This is a genomic window from Allobosea sp. NPDC055332, from assembly GCF_053645455.1.
This window is the reverse complement of the sequence record NZ_JBSHMO010000003.1, coordinates 797525-812314: the sequence shown is the minus strand read 5'-3', so window position 1 is coordinate 812314 and position 14790 is coordinate 797525. Positions and strand designations below refer to the sequence as shown.

Below are 14790 nucleotides of genomic sequence, written 5' to 3'. Positions count from 1 at the left end.
TCAGGCCTTGACGAAGAGCTGGCGCGGCACATTCGACAGGCATTCGACGCCGGTCTCGGTTATCGCAATGCTTTCAGTGATCTCGAGGCCCATATCCTCAAGCCAGAGGCCGGTCATGAAATGGAAGGTCATGCCGGGCTTGAGCTCGGTCCGGTCACCGGGGCGCAGGCTCATGGTGCGCTCGCCCCAATCGGGTGGATAGGACAGGCCGATGGGATAGCCGGTGCGGTTGTCCTTGATGATGCCGTAGCGCTTCAGCACGGCGAAGAAGGCGTTGGCGATGTCTTCGCAGGTGTTGCCGGGCTTTGCCGCGGCGAGCCCGGCCTCCATGCCTTCGAGCGTCGCCTTCTCGGCATCGAGGAACGCCTGCGTCGGCTTGCCCAGGAAGACGGTGCGAGAGAGCGGGCAATGATAGCGCCGGTAGGCGCCGGCGATCTCGAAGAAGGTGCCTTCGCCCGAGCGCATCGGCCTGTCGTCCCAGGTCAGATGCGGGGCGGAGGCATCGGCGCCCGAGGGCAGCAGCGGCACGATCGCCGGATAGTCGCCGCCGAATTCGGCCGTGCCGCGGATGCCGGCATCGTAGATTTCGGCGACGAGATCGCATTTGCGCATGCCGGGTTCGACCACCTCGACGATGCGCTGGTGCATCAATTCGACGATGCGGCCGGCCTTGCGCATATAGTCGAGCTCGGTCTTGCTCTTGACCGCGCGCTGCCAGTTCGCCAGCCCGCCGGCATCCTTGAAGCGTGCGTTCGGCAGATGCTTTTGCAGTGAGGTGAAGGCGGCCGCCGAGAAGTAGTAGTTGTCCATCTCGACCGCGATCGAGAGCGTGCCCCAGCCACGCTCGGCGATGATCTGCGCCAGCAGATCCATCGGATGGCGCTCGGTCGACTGAACATAATGGTCGGGATAGCCGATGATGTTGTCATGGCCGAGCCAGGCGGTGCGTTTCGCTCCGTTTGCGTCCTGCTTGCGGCCATACCAGATCGGCTCGCCGGTCGGCGGCACCAGTACGCATTGATGGACATAGAACGACCAGCCGTCATAGCCGGTGAGCCAATGCATGTTCGAGGGGTCGGTAACGACCATCAGCTCGACGCCGGCCCGCTCCATGGCGGCGCGGGTCTTGGCGAGGCGTTCGGCATATTCCTCACGGGTGAAGTTCAGGGTCACGGTCACGCGGCGTCTCCCGCTTCGGCTTTGGTGTCGATGGTCTGCCCGGCGCCGGCATTGCGGGCGCGGGCGGCGGCGAGATTGGCGATCGCGGTGTCCTGCACCCCGGTGCCGGTCAGGTCCGCCAGGGTGATCTCGTCGGCGCGCGTGCGCCCGGGGCGCTTGCCCGCGATGACCTCACCGAGTTCGGCGAAGGCCTGATCTGCGGTGGCGATACCGGCGCGGATCGCATGGGCGAGCTCGCCGAGCCGCCGCGTCTGGCTGAGGCGATCGGCGACATAGGTGGCGCGGGCGAGGGCGGTCGGGTCGATCTCGTTCTTGTGCTCGCTGTCGGAGCCCATCGCGGTCACGTGCTGGCCGGGCTCAAGCCAGTCCGCCATCAGAATCGGCCGCTCGGCCGGCGTCGTTGTGACGATGACATCGGCGCCTTGCACCGCGGCGCGAGGATCGGCGGTGGCGGCGACGGCAAAGCCGAGCTTGCGGGAGAGCTCGCTCGCGGCCTCGCTGGCCTTCCGCGCATCGCGGGCCCAGATCCGCGCCTCCCGGATCGGCCGCACCAGCGCCAAGGCTTCGAGCTGGAGCCTCGCCTGCATGCCGGCGCCGAAGATCGCGGCGACCGCGGCATCCGGCCGGGACAGATGACGCGCCGCGACGGCTCCGGCGGCGGCCGTCCTGACATCGGTGAGATAGCCATTGTCGAGGAGCAGCGCCTCGACCAGCCCGGTGCGGGCGCTGAACAGGATCATCAGCCCGTTGAGGCTGGGCAGGCCCAGCTTGGGGTTATCGAAGAAGCCGGGGCTGACCTTGATCGCGAAGCCGTCGAGACCCGGCACATAGGCCGTCTTCACATCGACCTCGCCGCGGTATTCGGGAATGTCGAGCCGCAGGATCGGCGGCATGGCGACCGGCTTGGTCGCGAGAGCCGCGAACGCTTGTTCGACACAGGCGACGGCGCTCAGATCGAGTCCGACGATGCGGCGCAATTCCGTTTCGGTGAGGACGAGCATCCGGCTCATGCGGCAGCTCCGGAGACGATACGCCGGTGCACGGCCTCGTCGATATTGCGGCCGGAGACGATCAGCGCCGTCGGGCCGTGAGGCTTGACCTTGCCGGCGAGCAGGGCAGCGATGCCGACCGCGCCGGCGCCTTCGACGATCTCGTTCTCGACAAGCGCGGCATGGCGGATGCCGGCTGCGATCTCGGCCTCGCTGAGCAGCACGACCTCGTCGATGAGGTCGCGGCACAGTGCGAAGGTGACGCGGTTGGCGAGGCCGATGCCGCCGCCGAGCGAATCCGCCAGCGTTTCGTCTTCGATCACCTCGACCGGCTGGCCAGCTGCGATCGCCGCCGCCATGGCGGCGCCGCGTTCCATCGAGATGCTGATGATCCTGGCGGAGGGGCGCAATGCCTTGACCGCCACGGCAATGCCGGCCGCCAGTCCGCCGCCCGAGAGCGGGATCAGCACGCAGGTGAGCTCGGGCAGATCCTCGATCAGTTCGAGACCGATCGTGCCCTGGCCAGCGACGACGTCGGGATGGTCGAAAGGCGGGATCGGGGTGAGCCCGTGCTCGGCGACCAGCCGCTCGACCTCGACCTGCGCATCGTCCTGCGAGCGGCCGACGATGCGGACCTCAGCGCCGAGCGCGCGGATAGCCTCGACCTTGTTTGAAGGTACCAGCGCCGACATGCAGATGGTGGCGGCAAGGCCGAGCTCCCGGGCGGTGTAGGCGACGGCGCGGCCATGATTGCCGGTCGAGGCGGTCACCAGCCCGCGCCGGCGCTGGTCCTCGGTCAGTGCCAGCACCGCATTCATTGCGCCGCGCAGCTTGAAGGCGCCGATCGGCTGGCGGGTTTCGAGCTTGAGATGGACAGGCTGGCCGCAGAGGCGGCTCAGGGAAGGGGAGGTGACGAGCGGCGTATGCATTACCCGACCGGCGATGCGCGCTGCGGCAGCTTGGATGCCGGGCAAATTGACGGCCGGCGGCGCGGCCGGTCGGTCTGCTTCGGCAGTGGCAAGATGCGGTTTGATCACCGGCATTCCCCTCTCGCTTGTCATGCTGCGAGGGAGAAAATTTCATGTCAATTATTATATTGTCATGGTTCAATTATGTCGGGCATGGGCCAAAAGCGGCAATGACACGGCAAAGTGGGCCCGTTCGCCGCCGCTCTCAGCCGATCGCGCCGATGTCAAAAACCGGCGGAAGTTGCTCGAAAGTCTGGCCTATCGTCGTCAGCGCCAGGGCCAGCAGCTCATGGCTCATCCGCCCACCCAAGCAGATGCGGATGCCGCCCCCATGACTGGGGCCGGCGACGAAGGGATCGGACGGCGTCACTGCGATGCGCCGGTCGGCGAGCGAGCGCACCAGGCTGTCTTCGGTCCAATGCGCGGGCACCTTGAGCCAGGCGCAGAGCGAGAGCGGATGGCTCGAGGCGACATGGCTCCCGAGCGTCTGCGCGACGATGCGCTGGCGCGCCTCCGCCTCCTCGCGCTGGACGGTGAGCAGCTGCTGCGCCGTGCCGTCCTCGACCCAGCGCGTCGCGATCTCGGCCGGCAGATAGGTGCCGCTCCAGCTCGTCACACGCAGGATCGAGGCGGCGCGGATCGAATATTGCGGCGGCACGACGAGATAGCCGACGCGCAGGCCGGTCAGCACCGTCTTGGTGAAGCTGGTGAGGAAGAAGCCGAGATCGGGCAGCATCGCGGTGATCGACGGCAGCGGTTCGGGGATGAGCGGCTTGTAGACCTCGTCCTCGACGACGAAGACGCCATGCCGCTGCGCGATCTCGGCAATGGCGCGGCGGCGCTCGGGGCCGGCGACGTGGCTGGTCGGATTGTTGAGCGTCGGGATGAGGACGAGCGCCCGCACGCCGCCGGCGCGGCAGGCAGCCTCGAACGCCTCGGGGCGAATGCCTTCCTCATCGGTCGGCAGGCCCTTGAGGCTGAAACCGAGGACGTTGGCGAGGCCGATGACGCCGTGATCGGTCAGGTTCTCGGTCAGCACGAGGTCGCCGGGGCGCACGACGCAAGCAAGCGCCAGGAAGAGCGCATGGGCGGCGCCGTTGGTGATCAGGATGCGCTCGGCGGAGGTCTCGACGCCGAGTGGCCCGAGCCAGAGGCGCGCCGCCTCGCGATGGCGGTCGAGGCCCGCGATCGGCCGGCATGGCCGCATGAAGGCGCTGGTGTCACCCTCGGCCAACGCCGCCAGCGCCTGGCGCGAGGCTGCCTCATGCGCCTCGAGATAGACGCCGCGCACGATCGAGAGATCGACGACTTCGGTCGGGCTGCGGTCGAGCATCAGGCGCCCAGCCTGCTCGGTGACGCGGCTCTTCACGAAGGTTCCGCGCCCGACCTCGCCGCTGAGATAGCCGAGGCGCTCGGCTTCCTTGTAGCTGAGGCTGACGGTCTGGACCGAGATGCCGAGCTCACGGGCGAGGTCGCGATGGGTCGGCATCCGGTCCATAGGCTTCAGGATGCCGGCGTCGATATCGGCGATGATGCGCTCGGTCAGCGCGGCGTGCTTGGTCGCGCCCTTCTGCTTGGTCAGGACCGGGTGCCATTCGACGGCCTTCTCGACAATCGGAGAAAGCCTGTTGCCGGAAGGCCGTTCGGCTTGACGAAGCATAGGATTGTCTCGTTCTTAGGAGGCAGCATTCATGACATTATGCACGCGCGGCCCCCGAAGATGAAGCTCGATCCCATCGACCTCAAGATCGTCGCTGCCCTGCAGCGCGACGGCCGCATGACGAAGCTCAAGCTCGCCGAGACGGTGGCGCTGTCGCCGGCTGCCTGCTGGGAGCGGCTGCGCCGGATGGAAGAGGCCGGTGTGATCAGGGGCTACACCGCAATCGTCGATCTGGAGCCCGACGCGCCGCGGACCACGGTGATCGTCGAGATCAGCCTGAAGAGCCACCAGCAGGCGGATTTCCGGCGCTTCGAGGAGGCGGTGGCCAGGGAGCCTGCCATCGTCGCCTGCGATGCCACCGGCGGTGGCATCGACTACATCATGCGGGTGGTCACACCGGATATCGACAGCTATCAGCGCCTGATCGACCGGCTGCTCGATCCCGCGATCGGGATCGAGCGCTACTACACCTATGTCGTGACAAAGAGCATCCCGATCGCGTCGGCGTAGCAGATCGCGGTCAGGCTAGTTGAACGAACGTGGCAGCCAGAGTGCCAGATCAGGCCAGACCAGCAGCATGGCGATCAGCACGAAGGGGGCGATCAGGAAGGGCACGACGCCGCGATACATCGCGCCGAGGCTGATCTCGGGCGCCTGCGTCCGGATCACGAACAGATTCATCCCCACGGGCGGATGGATCAGCCCGATCTCGACGACGATGACGAGCAGCACGCCGAACCAGATCGGATCGTAGCCAGTCGACAGCACCAGCGGCAGCAGCACCGGCACCGTGACCAGCACCATGCCGATGCCTTCGAGGAAGCAGCCGAGGAAGACGTAGAAGGCGATCAGCAGCAGCATCACCGCAAGCGGCGACAGGCCGAGCGCTGTGATCCCCTTCACCACGGATTGCGCCATGCCGGTCTGAACGACGAAATAGGAGAAGATCGTTGATCCCAGCACGATCAACACGAGATTGGCGGTGATCCGCGTCGTCTCGGTGAAGGCGGTCGTGACGTCGCCGCGGGCGAAGCCCCGGCGCAGCAGCCCGAGCAGCAACGCGCCAAAGGCGCCGACGGCGGCAGCCTCGGTCGGGCTGAACCAGCCGAGATAGATGCCGCCGAAGGTGACGAGGAAGAGCGCCGCCACATCCCAGATGGTGAGCACGAGCCGGAACGCCTGAGCTTTGCTCTCGCTCGGCAGCTTCGGCGCCGCTTCCGGCCGCAGGCGCACCCAGACCCACACCGTGATGAGATAAAGCCCGGTCAGGACGAGGCCAGGGATGAGCGCGGCGGCGAAGAGCTTGATGATCGAGAGCTGGGCGATGATGCCGTAGATCATCAGGATCAGCGAGGGCGGGATCAGGATGCCGAGCGTGCCGCCGGCCGCGACCACGCCGGCCGCCAGCGCCGGCGAATAGCCGGCCTTGAGCATTTGCGGGATCGAGATCCGGCTCATCGTCGCCGCCGTCGCCAGCGACGAGCCGCAGACGGCGCCGAAGGCGGCGGAGGCGCCGACCGCCGCCATGGCGAGCGAGCCGCGCATGCCGGCGAAGACCGCGTTGCTCGCCCGGAACAGATCGCCCGATAGGCCGGCCATCGTCGCCAGCGCGCCCATCAGCGTGAACAGCGGCAGCACCGAGAGCGCATAGGCGGAGGAGAGCTCGAGCGGCACCGCGCCGAAGACGAGGCGCGCCTTGGCGAAGCCGTCGATCGCGGCATAGCCGACGAAGCCGGTGAGGCCGAGCGCAACGCCGACCGGAATCCGCGCCAGGATCATGCCGACGAGCGTCGCCATGCCGATCAGGCCGATGGAGGTCGCGCTCATGAGGCGGCTCCGTTGTTGCCATGCAGCGCCGGAGGCGGAGAGACGGCAGCGTCGGCAGCGCGTGGGAAGGCGCGGACCTGCCCGATCACGCGACCGAGGACCACAAAAACGGAAACCACCAGTGCCAGCTCGATTGCGAGCAGCAGCAGGAAGATCGGCACTGGCAGATCGGGTTTCTGGTCGCCGAAGCGATAGGCATCAGTGAGCGGCTGGATCAGGGTCGCGGCCAGCAAGACGAGGAAGGCAAGCGTCGCGACCTCGCCGGCGAGCTGCATCAGCGCCAACGTCCGCGGACGAACCATGGTGTCGAACAGGTCGACCTTGATCTGCTCGTCGCGGCGGAAGCATTCCGGCAGCGCCAGGAAGGCGACGAGCACCAGCGTGACCTCGACGAGGTCGAGCGTGCCATGCAGCGGCTTGTTGAAGGCGAGCCGGGCGCCGATATCGACCATCGTCCAGAGCATCATGACGGCGAGCGCCAGCGCTCCGGCAATGGTCAGGGCGCGCACCGGGTCGAGCCGGCGGAGCTTGCCGGGGGTCATTGGGCGGAACCGACAGCGGCGCGCAGCTCGTCATAGAACTGCCTGGCCTTGATGCCCTTGGCCTCGACCCTGGCGATGAAGCTCGCCGTGATCGGCTTGGCCAGTTCCTCGAAAGCGGCCCGCTCGGCACCGTTGAGCTCGGGGATCTCGGCATTGGCGGCGCGCAGATAGGCGCGGCCTTCCGCCTCGGCCTGGTCGTAGATCGCGCCGACCTTGCGGGCCGCCGCCGGGCCGGTGGTGTCGTCGATCAGCTTGCGCAGGTCGTCGGGCAGCGACTTGTACTTCTCGGCGTTCATCACCAGCGCGAAGGTGCCGGCGGCGGCGTCGAGTTGTGTCACCGATTTGACGCTCTCGGCCATCTGGAAGGACTTCGCCGCTTCGTAATTGAAGAACATGCCGGCGATCGTGCCTTTGGACAGCGAGTCCGCGAGCTCGGCCGGTGGTACGGCAGCCGGCGTCGCGCCCCAGGCCTCCAGCATCGCCGAGGCGATCGGCCCGTTATGGCGCATCCGCAGCCCGCGCAGGCCCGCCGGGCTCTTCACCGCTGGGCGATTGAAGAACAGGCTCAGTGTCGGCGTCGCAATGAAATAGAGCAGCCTGGTGCCTTCATGCTCGGCGGCGAGCTTGCCGGAGAGCTCGGTCAGGATACCCGACGCCTCGGCCGTGCTCAGCGCCTTGGCGCTCGCCCCTTCGCCGCGATTGAAGGCATAAGGCAAATGCGAGATCTCGGTCAGCGGGAAGCGGCCGGGCAGGGCGCCGTGCAGGAAGAAGGCGATGTCGGCGACGCCGGTGCGGGCGAGGTCGTATTGCCGCGGCATCGGCCCCATCTGCGCTGCCGGAAAGATGGCGAGCTTGAGCCGGCCATTCGAGCGCTGCGCCAGTTCCGCGCCCCAGGCTTCGAGCTGCTTGTGCATCTGGTGGTTCGGCGGCAGGTAGTGCGAGACCTTGAGCTCGACCGTCTGCGCGATGGCTCCGGCACTCGCCAGCGAGACCGCCAGTGCCGCGCCGAGCAAGGCGCCAATCACTCCCTGTTTCATCGTATCCTCCCCGTTCTGTGGTCTTGTTTTTGTGTGTCGTTCCTAGGCGGCCGTGGCCGGTATCCCGATCGCGGCGTCCAGCTTCATCCGGCCGGTGACGATGGCGAGTAGCGCCTCGCAATCGGCCGGGAGCGCATCGCCGCGCCAGGCGACATGCTGGTCGGGCCGGATCAGGGCGAAGCGTGCGCCATAGCGGGTAGGCAGGCGGCGGTCACCCGGCAGCAGCAGCTTCAGGGGAATGCCGAGGCGGGCAGCTGCGGCGAGCAGTGGCGCAGCCTCAGCACCGTCGCCAGCGGTGGCGAGCAGAGTGAAGCCTTGGCCGAAATGGTCGTAGAGCGAGGAGCCGTCGGCCAGCCAGAGATGCGGCGCCAGGCACCCCGGATGGGCCGAGGGCACATAGAGCATGAAATGCTCGACCGGCGGAGCGCTGCCATCGGGCACGATGATCGGGGAATCCTCGTAGCGCGTACCGAGCACGATGCCGAGCGTACGGAATTCGCGCAGCTTCGTCGCCTCGATCAATTCGCCGACCTCGCGCCGCGTGGCGTCGCCGAGCGGGCCCGGCTCTTCCAGGCCTTGTCGGACCAGCTGGTTACCGACAGCGCCGTAATTGATCACCGCCTCGGCGATGGTGCGCTCATGCACCTTGCGCCGCTCTGCGGCATAGCTCGCGAGCAGTTCCGGCCCGCCCCAGCTCTGCAGCACCGCGGCCAACTTCCAGCCGAGATCGACGGCGTCGCCGATGCCCATGTTCATGCCGAAGCCGCCGAAGGGCGGATGGAGATGGCAGGCGTCGCCGGCGAGGAAGACGCGGCCCTTCTCATAGCGGTCGGCGACCAGGCGATGCGCGACCCAGGGATCGCGGCCGACGATCTCGATCTTAAGGTCGGCGAGGCCGGTGCCGCGGCGGATCAGCTCGACCGGATCGACGCTGGCCGGGTCGACATCGTTGGCGAGCTTGGTCGCCATGAAGAACCAGAGCCCTTCGCTGTCCATCGGGCCGAGCAGCGAGGGCACCTCCTCATTGACCATCCAGTACATGATCGCCGGGCCATGGGCGTGACGGGAGGCGAGCTCCGGCGCGCGGAAGATGATGTTGTAGTTCTTCGAGAAGGCACCTTCGCCCTCCATCCGGGCGCCGATGGCCTCGCGCACCGAGCTGCGCGCGCCATCGGCGCCGATCAGATAGGCGCTTGCGACCTCACGCACCGCGCCGCTGGTCACGTCCTTCAATCGCGCCACGACTCCGCGGCCGTCATCGGCAAAGGAGGTGAGCTCAGTGTTGAAGCTGATCGTGACGCCCGGCAGCGATGCCGCGTGCTGGCGCAGCACCTCCTCGAGCACATATTGCGGCACCCATTGCGCCTCTTCCGAATAGAGGTCGTTGCGGGCGCGGCTGCCGTTCAGCGCGTTGCCGAAGCGGGCGAGCTCGGGGCCGTTCATCCGCGTCGCGAAGACGACATTGGAGGGATAGTCCGGCGGGATCGGCGAGGCCGCGCGCAGGGCGTCGGCGATGCCCCAGCGGCGCAAGTGCTCGCGTGTCCGGACATTGGTGGTCTTGGCACGCGGCGAATAGCCGACGCGATCGTTGCGCTCGACCACGAGGCAGGAAATGCCGCGCTGGCCGAGCTCGATCGCGGCGGCAAGACCGACCGGCCCGGCGCCGGCGATCAATACGTCGATGTCCTTGCCGGTCTTGGTCACGGTTCCAAGCTCTCCATGATCCGTCGTCAGGCCGCAGCCCGCTCGGCCGCTTCCTGCGCGATCGGGTTGACGAGGGTGCCGATGCCTTCGACCTCGACTTCGCAGACATCGCCGGGCTTCATGAAGAGCTGGGGCTTGCGCGCCACGCCGACGCCGGCCGGCGTGCCGGTGACGATGACGTCGCCGGGCTCCAGCGTGATCGCCTCGCTGATGATCGAGATCAGGCTCGCGACGTCGAAGACCATGTCGTCGGTGCTGGTGCTCTGCACGATCTGCCCATTCAGCCTCGTCGTCAGCTTGAGGCCACGCGCGCCGGGCGGGAGCTCGTCGGCCGTGACCAGCGCCGGGCCGAAGGCGCCGGTGCCGTCGAAATTCTTGCCAACGGTCCATTGCGGCGCCTTGAACTGGTAGTCGCGCACCGAGCCCTCGTTGAAGACGGCGTAGCCGGCGACATGGTCGAGCGCGTTCGCCATGGACACATGCTTGCCGCGCCGGCCGATCACAGCGGCGATCTCGCCCTCATAGTCGAGCTGGTCGGAGAGATCAGGCCGGATCAATGGCGCTCTGTGGCCGATCAGGCTGGTGGCGAAGCGGCCGAACAAGGTCGGGTAATCCGGCTGCTTGAAGCCGCTCTCGGCCGAATGGTCGGCATAGTTCAGCCCGACGCAGATGATCTTACCGGGACGCGGCACTACCGGCAGGAAAGTCGTGGTCTCGTGATCGAGAGCCGCCGAGGACGGCGAATCATCCAGCGCCCTCGCGATTGCCGCGCGGGCGGCCTCTCCACCGGCGAGGAAGGCGAGCATGTCCGTGGGCAGGCCCGGGCCGGCCTTGGCAAGGTCGATCAGCTCCTGGCCACGATAGGCGGCGAGGCCCGGCTTGCCGCCGCTCAGGATGGTAGCGAGACGCATGGGTTTCCTCCTTCTCGGGCGCCTCCAGCCGGGGCGGCGAGGCGATAAATGTCGGGTTCGTCAGGCTGTACCGAACAGGACGGCGAGCCGCCGCTCGGCGAAGAGCCAGGTGCCGTCCGGCTCCCTGACGTAGCGATCGGCATATTCGGCGGCGAGCAGAGGCGTGGCCGATCCCTGGCCCGGCCCGTCATGGCGGTCGAGCGTCAGCGCGACCCAGCCGCGCGCGGCATCTTGAGCGACGGGCTCGATCAGGATGTTGCTCTGGAGATGGCGCGAGCGGCGTTCGGTCATCGCGGCGCGCTGGCGGCCCCATTCGGCGATGGCGGCGCGGCCGGTTTTGTCGGGGCCGACACCGTAGAGCGCGGCATCGTCAGCGAAGAGCTCGCCGACCTTGTCCGCCTCGCCATGGTCGATCAGCCAGGCATGGCGCTGGATCAACTGCTCGATCGCGAGCCGGTCCTGCGGAGCGAGCGCGGCGCTGCTCACGCCGGCAATCCGAGATCGGGCGTGCCGGCCGGCTGATAGTCGCCGCGGCGCATCGCGATATGCAGCTCGTCAAAGGTCTTGCCGGCCTTGTGGGCCTGATAGACCCGCTCCGGATCGAAGAAGGTGCCGATCGGATTGGCGGCGAAATCCGGCGAGGAGCGCATCCATTCACTCGACTGCCGCCAGTCACCGTACGTGTCGCATTGCAGCTCGACGAAATTGCCTTCGGGATCCTTGTAGTAGATCGAGATCGTCATGCCGTGGTCGAGGCTGAAAGCAGGTTCGATGCCCTCGTCGCGCAGGCGGGCATAGGACGACATCAGGTCGGCGAAGCTCTCATACTCGAAGGCGCTGTGGTGCATGCCGTTATGGCTGCGCTTGTCGGGATCGTCTCCGAGCCCGGGCGCCGAGAGGAAGGCGACGCGGTGATTGGCCTCGTCATTGGTCGTCCAGGCATTACTGGCATCCTGGAAGTTCGGCCGGGCGCCGACGACCGTGCCGTACCACGCCACCATCTCGTCGAGCCGGCTCGTCTTGAAGGTGACGTGATGGAATGCGGGCTTGATGATCTCCATGCCGTCCTCCCGAAAGGGCCGTCTCCCGGTTCTCCGAGGCGGCCGCTGTTGTGTTCGTGAGGAATGGCTAGCTCCGGCATAGATACCTGAACAGATGGCAAAATTGCAGGAGCGATAGCAAACCGGTATCGCTAGGCCGAGCTGCGAGGCCGGGCTGATGAAGCTGGATCATTTCGAAGAGGTGGTGGCGATCGCCGAGCGCGGCAGCATGCGGGCCGCCGCCCGGCATCTGCAGATCGCGCAGCCGGCCCTGACGCGCAGCCTCGCCTTGCTGGAGCGCGAGCTCGGCGCGCCCCTGTTCGAACGCCGTGCCCGCGGGGTGGTCGCGACGCCGCTTGGCGAGGCCTTCGTCGCCCGGGCCAGGTCGATCCTGACCGAGATCAGGCGCACCCGCGAGGAGGTCGAGCAGCTCAGAGGCGCGGGCACCGGCACGGTCACGGTCGGGCTGTCGATCGCGGCGCATCTCGCTTTGCTGCCGCCGAGCCTGCGGCCGTTCCGCACGCGCTATCCCGACATTAAACTGCACATCATCGAGGGCTTCTATCCGACGCTTGAGGAGCGCCTGCGCGACGGCACGGTCGATTTCTACATCGGCCCCGATGGCGGCGCCCAGCCGGTGCCGCAGCTCAGCCGAGAGGTGCTGTTCCACAACCGCCGCATCGTGCTCTGCCGCGCCGGCCATCCGCTGGCGGCGGCGACCTCATTGCGCGAGCTCGTCGGCCAGGACTGGGTCACCACCTCGATCACTGCCGATGCCAGCGACGAGATCAACGCCTTCTTCGCCCGCCATGGCCTGCCGCCGCCGCGGCTGGCGGTGCGCAGCCAATCGGCCTTGACCTTGCTGACCTGCCTCGCCAACAGCGACCTTCTGGCGATGGTCCCGGCGCAGTGGGAGCGCTTCGAGATGACCGGAAAGGCGCTGAGCACGATCAGGGTCGAGGAAGAGCTGACGGCGCCGCCGCTGGTTCTCGTCCAGCGCTCCGACCTGCCCCTGACGCCCGCCGCCTTGCACCTGCTCGACCTGATGCGCCGGGCGACGTCGCGCTTGGCCGCCGAGCCGTAGGTGAAGGGCAGGGCGGTACGGGCTTCGCTTTCGGCAGGCGGCGATCCGCCAGCATCCGGCGCTCAGCCTTCGTTGTTCATCTGCTCGATCATGCGGCGGCAGAGTCGTGCTGCAATTTTTAATTGACACTATATCAATTAATGTGAGGATAGAGGACAATCGGGAGGAGACAGGATGGCGAGCATTGGGCAGGAGCCGCGTCAGGCGGTGCCGCAAACCACGTTGGAGGCGCTTGCTTCATCCGTCGAGCGCACCCCCGACAAGACGGTCTTGGTCGGCAGCGGTACGCGGATGACCTTCCGGGAGCTGCAGAGGCAGTCGGACAATCTCGCATCGGGCCTGCTGGCTGCGGGACTTCGCCCGGGCGATACGGCTCTGTTCCAGATGGGAACCATTCCCGATACCGTCGTCGCGCTCTTCGGCTGCCTCAAGGCCGGGATCGTTCCGGTCTGCACGCTGCCGCAGCATCGCGGCCATGAGATCCGTGCGATCGGCGCCATCACGAAGCCGCGCCTTCACATCGTTCAGGCGGATTATCCGTCGAGCTTCGATCTGGTGCAGTTCGCCCGGGAGATGCGGGGTGAGATCGCGACGCTCAGCCATACCATGGTGGTGCACGGCGCCGCGGCCGACGGAGAACTCGATTTCGCGCAGCTGGTCGAGACGCCCCGCGATGCCGCTATCGACGCAATTCGGCCCGGTCCGAACGATGTGCTGATGCTGCAGCTCTCTGGTGGATCGACCGGCCTGCCGAAGGTCATCCCGCGGCTGCACGGCGAATACATGGCCTATGTCGTGTCCTGGGAGTGCTTGCTGGGACTCGGTCCGGACGACGTCCATCTCTGGTCCCTGCCGCTCATCCACAACGCGGCGATGATCTACCACCTGTTTCCCGCGATCAGCGGCGGACGAAAACTCGTGCTCATGCAGCGTTTCGACGCGCGGGAGTTCTTCACCCTGATCGAAACGGAGCGCGTCACCTATTCGGGCAGCATCGGCCCCGTCGCCAGTGGCATCCTGGCCTATGACCGCATCGCCGATCACGACATCTCGTCGTTGCGCTTCCTGACCACGCTGAGCGGCGCGGACCGGATCGAGGCCCATGTCGGCGTACCGGTGATGAACGCCTATGGAATCACCGAGGGGTTGCTGACCTGCGCGCGCCCCGGCGCGCCGCATGCGGCCCGACACGGTACGGTCGGCGTCCCGGCTTCTCCGCTCGACGAGATTCGCCTGGTGGATCCTTCCGGCAACGAGGTTCCGCTCGGGGAGATCGGCGAACTCTGCTTCCGGGGTCCCTCCCGCTTCGGCGCCTATATGGGAGACCCCGTGCAGACGAGCGGCAAGTTCACCTCGGACGGCTTCTTCCGGACGGGCGACCTGATGCGCGCGCATCTGATCGACGGCGAGCGTCACTATTCCTTCGAGGGGCGGCTGAAGGACAATATCGACCGCGGCGGCGAGAAATTCGGGACGGAGGACATCGAAGCGCTGATCAATCAGCACCCGGCGATCGCCGATTCGAAGGTGGTCGCCATGCCCGATCCCCAGTACGGGGAGAAGGCCTGCGCCTATCTCATCGCCGCCCCCGGCGCGGCGCTGCCGGACGTGAGGGAACTGGGCGACTTCCTGGGTGCCCGCGGGCTGGCGAATTTCAAGCGGCCCGAGCGGATCGAGGCGATCGACGCCTTCCCGACGACGCGGGTCGGCAAGCTCGACCGTCAGGCCCTGCGCGACATGATCGCGGCCAAGCTCCGCGAGGAGCAGGGCTGAATCATCTCATCGATCGACAAACGAAGCCGGCCGGCCGCGATCAGCGTCCAGCCGGTTTCCCGTGTCTGCCCAGCGC

The 14790-nt window shown here is 67.1% G+C and carries 14 protein-coding genes; 3 read left to right on the top strand and 11 right to left on the bottom strand.

The window, feature by feature from the left end:
* From doeA to ehuR, 4 genes are all read right to left on the bottom strand, one after another.
* Complete coding sequence (doeA, locus tag ACWIGM_RS20130) at positions 1-1179, bottom strand: ectoine hydrolase DoeA (RefSeq protein WP_454027722.1); 1179 nt, start codon at positions 1177-1179, stop codon at positions 1-3.
* Entirely contained in the window at positions 1176-2189 is a 1014-nt protein-coding gene (eutC, locus tag ACWIGM_RS20125; RefSeq protein ID WP_454027721.1) for an ectoine utilization protein EutC, read from the bottom strand. The genes doeA and eutC overlap by 4 nt, the downstream gene beginning before the upstream one ends.
* The gene (gene eutB / locus ACWIGM_RS20120) at positions 2186-3211 is read right to left on the bottom strand and encodes a hydroxyectoine utilization dehydratase EutB (RefSeq protein WP_454027720.1); all 1026 of its coding nucleotides are present in this window, start codon (positions 3209-3211) and stop codon (positions 2186-2188) included. The genes eutC and eutB overlap by 4 nt, the downstream gene beginning before the upstream one ends.
* A 130-nt stretch (positions 3212-3341) precedes the next feature.
* Positions 3342-4796 carry a MocR-like ectoine utilization transcription factor EhuR gene (ehuR, locus tag ACWIGM_RS20115; protein ID WP_454027719.1) on the bottom strand — a complete coding sequence of 485 codons (1455 nt, stop codon included), beginning with the start codon at positions 4794-4796 and terminating at the stop codon, positions 3342-3344.
* A 60-nt stretch (positions 4797-4856) separates the two neighbouring features.
* Between ehuR and ACWIGM_RS20110 the strand changes: the two genes are divergently transcribed.
* On the top strand, positions 4857-5306 hold the full coding sequence (locus ACWIGM_RS20110) for an Lrp/AsnC family transcriptional regulator (RefSeq protein ID WP_454027718.1): 450 nt from the start codon (positions 4857-4859) through the stop codon (positions 5304-5306).
* A 15-nt stretch (positions 5307-5321) separates the two neighbouring features.
* Here ACWIGM_RS20110 and ACWIGM_RS20105 read toward each other — a convergent pair whose 3' ends face one another.
* The 7 genes from ACWIGM_RS20105 to ACWIGM_RS20075 are packed head-to-tail and all read right to left on the bottom strand — an operon-like array spanning position 5322 to position 11878.
* Positions 5322-6623, bottom strand: a complete 1302-nt coding sequence (locus ACWIGM_RS20105) for a TRAP transporter large permease (protein WP_454027717.1) — start codon at positions 6621-6623, stop codon at positions 5322-5324.
* Positions 6620-7165: a TRAP transporter small permease gene (locus ACWIGM_RS20100; RefSeq protein ID WP_454027716.1), complete on the bottom strand. Its 546-nt coding sequence runs from the start codon at positions 7163-7165 to the stop codon at positions 6620-6622. The genes ACWIGM_RS20105 and ACWIGM_RS20100 overlap by 4 nt, the downstream gene beginning before the upstream one ends.
* Positions 7162-8202, bottom strand: coding sequence for a TRAP transporter substrate-binding protein (locus ACWIGM_RS20095; RefSeq protein WP_454027715.1), 1041 nt, complete (start codon positions 8200-8202; stop codon positions 7162-7164). The genes ACWIGM_RS20100 and ACWIGM_RS20095 overlap by 4 nt, the downstream gene beginning before the upstream one ends.
* 42 nt (positions 8203-8244) lie before the next feature.
* Positions 8245-9906 (bottom strand): FAD-dependent monooxygenase, encoded by a 1662-nt coding sequence (locus ACWIGM_RS20090; RefSeq protein WP_454027714.1) that lies wholly within the window; start codon positions 9904-9906, stop codon positions 8245-8247.
* A gap of 26 nt (positions 9907-9932) precedes the next feature.
* Positions 9933-10817 (bottom strand): fumarylacetoacetate hydrolase family protein, encoded by an 885-nt coding sequence (locus ACWIGM_RS20085; RefSeq protein ID WP_454027713.1) that lies wholly within the window; start codon positions 10815-10817, stop codon positions 9933-9935.
* Positions 10818-10877: 60 nt separating this feature from the next.
* The gene (locus ACWIGM_RS20080; protein ID WP_454027712.1) at positions 10878-11303 is read right to left on the bottom strand and encodes a nuclear transport factor 2 family protein; all 426 of its coding nucleotides are present in this window, start codon (positions 11301-11303) and stop codon (positions 10878-10880) included.
* Positions 11300-11878, bottom strand: a complete 579-nt coding sequence (locus ACWIGM_RS20075; protein WP_454027711.1) for a VOC family protein — start codon at positions 11876-11878, stop codon at positions 11300-11302. The genes ACWIGM_RS20080 and ACWIGM_RS20075 overlap by 4 nt, the downstream gene beginning before the upstream one ends.
* Positions 11879-12035: 157 nt before the next feature.
* Between ACWIGM_RS20075 and ACWIGM_RS20070 the strand changes: the two genes are divergently transcribed.
* Positions 12036-12941, top strand: coding sequence for a LysR family transcriptional regulator (locus ACWIGM_RS20070; protein WP_454027710.1), 906 nt, complete (start codon positions 12036-12038; stop codon positions 12939-12941).
* Between the two features lie 174 nt (positions 12942-13115).
* A complete protein-coding gene (locus ACWIGM_RS20065) occupies positions 13116-14714 on the top strand; it encodes an AMP-binding protein (protein WP_454027709.1) in 1599 nt (532 codons plus the stop codon).
* Positions 14715-14790: the final 76 nt, after the last annotated feature.

Bases quoted from the DNA above. Each gene is read 5' to 3' on its own strand.
- ACWIGM_RS20095 (WP_454027715.1), bottom strand. From the start codon at position 8,202: ATGAAACAGGGAGTGATTGGCGCCTTGCTCGGCGCGGCACTGGCGGTC.
- ACWIGM_RS20105 (WP_454027717.1), bottom strand. From the start codon at position 6,623: ATGAGCGCGACCTCCATCGGCCTGATCGGCATGGCGACGCTCGTCGGC.
- eutC (WP_454027721.1), bottom strand. From the start codon at position 2,189: ATGAGCCGGATGCTCGTCCTCACCGAAACGGAATTGCGCCGCATCGTC.
- ACWIGM_RS20075 (WP_454027711.1), bottom strand. From the start codon at position 11,878: ATGGAGATCATCAAGCCCGCATTCCATCACGTCACCTTCAAGACGAGC.
- ACWIGM_RS20100 (WP_454027716.1), bottom strand. From the start codon at position 7,165: ATGACCCCCGGCAAGCTCCGCCGGCTCGACCCGGTGCGCGCCCTGACC.
- ACWIGM_RS20070 (WP_454027710.1), top strand. From the start codon at position 12,036: ATGAAGCTGGATCATTTCGAAGAGGTGGTGGCGATCGCCGAGCGCGGC.
- ACWIGM_RS20085 (WP_454027713.1), bottom strand. From the start codon at position 10,817: ATGCGTCTCGCTACCATCCTGAGCGGCGGCAAGCCGGGCCTCGCCGCC.
- ehuR (WP_454027719.1), bottom strand. From the start codon at position 4,796: ATGCTTCGTCAAGCCGAACGGCCTTCCGGCAACAGGCTTTCTCCGATT.
- ACWIGM_RS20065 (WP_454027709.1), top strand. From the start codon at position 13,116: ATGGCGAGCATTGGGCAGGAGCCGCGTCAGGCGGTGCCGCAAACCACG.
- ACWIGM_RS20110 (WP_454027718.1), top strand. From the start codon at position 4,857: ATGAAGCTCGATCCCATCGACCTCAAGATCGTCGCTGCCCTGCAGCGC.
- eutB (WP_454027720.1), bottom strand. From the start codon at position 3,211: ATGCCGGTGATCAAACCGCATCTTGCCACTGCCGAAGCAGACCGACCG.